Below are 2,725 nucleotides of genomic sequence, written 5' to 3'. Positions count from 1 at the left end.
CCCGGGTGGTGGAATTGGTAGACACAAGGGATTTAAAATCCCTCGCTGGTAACAGCGTGCCGGTTCAAGTCCGGCCCCGGGCACCATTTATACAAAATACCTCTTCTTTATTTCATTAATATTTATTTTCCTAACCTCATCTAACTATTTTTTTATTGCCAAAATAGCTTTATAGTTTCCTAGTCTTTTTAAATCAGCTAATGCGTTTTAAGTTTTCAGCACTACTGAATTCACTAAATAGGATCAAGGAAAGAGAATGGAGCAATTTAAACGTGGCTTAAATCAGTTCTGGGTAGGCGCAGTGTTTGGGCTTTGCCTAGCGATCTCGTTAGTACTTATTCCTGTTGCGATTATTATGTCGAACATTAACGACGTTCTGAAAATTCATGAGGTGAGCGTGCTTGTTGATAAAGTATCGACCGTCTTCGATAAATCAGAACAGGCTATTAGTAATGCGAAAGCGGCGCTAACCGATTTTGATAATGACGTGGTGATGGATATGCTTAGTGCTGTACAATCTTATCAGCAACAGACACAGCCACTGTTATCCGTAGAACAAAAACAAGCATTAAAAGATCAAATTAAAGAGCAGCTTGTTGCTAAGCTTGAGTCCAAACTTAACGAGCAACAAATTGTATTCATCATGTCTGTATTTGAAAAGTTAACAAATACAAAAAAGGAAGCGCAAGCGCTCCCTGATTAAGTATTTACTAAACGTGATTATTTACGCCACGCGCCTTTAGGAATAGTTTGATCTAGCTTTTTGTTTTGCGAAGGGTCGAAAGTAGGTAATTTACCTGCTTTACGTTGTGAGTTGTAATCCTTCGCAAGCCAAATAACGACGCCTGATAACATAAACAAAGCGATGACGTTAACAATAGCCATTAATCCCATCGAAATATCGGCAAGCGTCCATACTAATGGTAATTCACCGAGCGCACCAAACATCACCATACCAAGTACCAGTAATCGGAAAATCAACATACCCGATGCATGGTTATGCTCCAAAAACAATAAATTGGTTTCGGCGTAAGAATAATTTGCAACAATCGAGGTAAATGCAAAAAATAAAATTGCAATCGCAACAAAAGTAGCTCCCCAGCTACCAACATGTTCTTCAAGGGCAGCTTGTGTCAATGCAATACCTGTCACACCTGAATCAGGTATAAGTTGTTGTGATAATAAAATAAGGGCTGCAGTTGCGGTACAAATGATAATAGTATCTACAAATACACCGAGCATTTGCACATAACCTTGTGAGGCAGGGTGCGGTGGGTTTGGTGTTGCCGTTGCTGCTGCATTTGCAGCGCTACCCATACCTGCTTCATTAGAGAATAAGCCACGTTTAATACCCTGGATCATCGCCTGCATAACACCATAACCAATTGCACCTGCGCCTGCTTGCTCGATACCAAAGGCACTATTAATAACATGCATAAATACGTTCGGTAATAAATCGTAGTTCATGGCGCATACATAAAGTGCAACTAACAAATAAGCCAGCGCCATAAATGGCACAACCATTTCTGCAAAACGTGAAATAGTTTTTAAGCCACCGAAAATGATAATACCTGACCCTAATACTAAGCCGATACCTACAACATAGTTTGGAATACCAAACGCAACATCAAATGCAGCAGCAATAGAGTTTGATTGAACAGCATTAAATACCAAGCCAAAAGCTAGAATAAGGCAAAGAGAAAAGATCACGCCCATCCAGCGTTTGCCTAACCCATATTCCATATAATAAGCAGGGCCACCACGAAAGTTGCCATCTTCATCGACCGTTTTATATGCTTGGGCAAGCGTACTCTCGGCAAAACTTGTCGCCATACCTATTAAAGCAATAAGCCACATCCAAAAAATTGCACCGGCACCACCTAAATAAAGTGCAACAGCAACCCCCGCCATATTACCTGTTCCAACTCGTGCAGCTAATGAAGTACAAAAAGCTTGGAATGAAGAAATGCCATCGCCAGAACCTTGGCGGCTCTGAAACATCACTTTGATCATATGTGGGAATTGAGTGAATTGAATAAAACCAAGTCGAAGAGTGAAAAATAGCCCCGCAGCTATTAAAAGGTAAACCAGAATGTGACCCCAAAGGAGACCACTTATACTATTTATAATGTCTGTCATTTTTCTTGCCTTGTGAGCGAGTGGAAAATCTGCGGCGCAAGTTACCATAACAAGCGAGGAGAGTTTAGTTATTCTGCTAAAAAACCTCAGTTATCCACAGTCGTTTGTGGGTAACGTGTTTGCATTTGGTGGGTATCTAAATAATTTGAAAATAATCAAAAAAACCTTCAAAAAGTGCTTGCGTTAATTCTTCGCATCCCTATAATGCGCATCCACTGACACGGCGGGCAGCAATGAAAAGCGCTGAACAAGGTGGCAGAGAGTTAAGTAAAACTTCGGTTTAAAACGGTCTAAAAAGAAAGTTTAAAATTAAGTGTTGACTCGAAAATTTAAGGATGTATTATACGCATCCCTAGCGACAACGTCGCAACGTTCTTTAACAATATAAAGCAATCATGGATGTTGATGACATTGACTCGTTATTAGATGACGTTCAAGAAGAACAAGCGTCAGCCGAAGAACCAAGTGCAGATCAACTCATTGATGAAGATGATCTTGATATCGACAGCTTAATTGATGAAGCGCAAGTAGCAGAGCCAGCAGCTGAAGAGAACGATGCATTAGAAAATGATGATCTTGATGATGC

The 2,725-nt window shown here is 40.4% G+C and carries 3 protein-coding genes; 2 read left to right on the top strand and 1 reads right to left on the bottom strand.

From position 1 onward, the window contains the following. Nucleotides 1-256 precede the first annotated feature (256 nt). Nucleotides 257-703 carry a hypothetical protein gene (locus C2M33_RS18110; RefSeq protein ID WP_105175106.1) on the top strand — a complete coding sequence of 149 codons (447 nt, stop codon included), beginning with the start codon at nt 257-259 and terminating at the stop codon, nt 701-703. 17 nt (nt 704-720) lie between these two features. Here C2M33_RS18110 and C2M33_RS18105 read toward each other — a convergent pair whose 3' ends face one another. Continuing rightward, entirely contained in the window at nt 721-2,139 is a 1,419-nt protein-coding gene (locus C2M33_RS18105; RefSeq protein ID WP_063707173.1) for an alanine/glycine:cation symporter family protein, read from the bottom strand. A 395-nt stretch (nt 2,140-2,534) separates the two neighbouring features. On the opposite strand from C2M33_RS18105, the gene C2M33_RS18100 reads away from it, so the two are divergent. Next, a partial coding sequence (locus C2M33_RS18100) for a hypothetical protein (protein ID WP_158685605.1) occupies nt 2,535-2,725 on the top strand: 191 nt, incomplete at its 3' end.

This window comes from Pseudoalteromonas sp. T1lg122 (assembly GCF_002964825.1).
In the GTDB taxonomy this organism is placed as follows: domain Bacteria; phylum Pseudomonadota; class Gammaproteobacteria; order Enterobacterales; family Alteromonadaceae; genus Pseudoalteromonas; species Pseudoalteromonas gelatinilytica.
Note: the sequence above shows the minus strand (reverse complement) of the source record. Positions and strands in the feature narration are given on the sequence as shown.

Excerpts from the sequence above, each read along its gene's own strand:
- C2M33_RS18110 (WP_105175106.1), top strand. The coding sequence starts at position 257 with ATGGAGCAATTTAAACGTGGCTTAAATCAGTTCTGGGTAGGCGCAGTG.
- C2M33_RS18105 (WP_063707173.1), bottom strand. The coding sequence starts at position 2,139 with ATGACAGACATTATAAATAGTATAAGTGGTCTCCTTTGGGGTCACATT.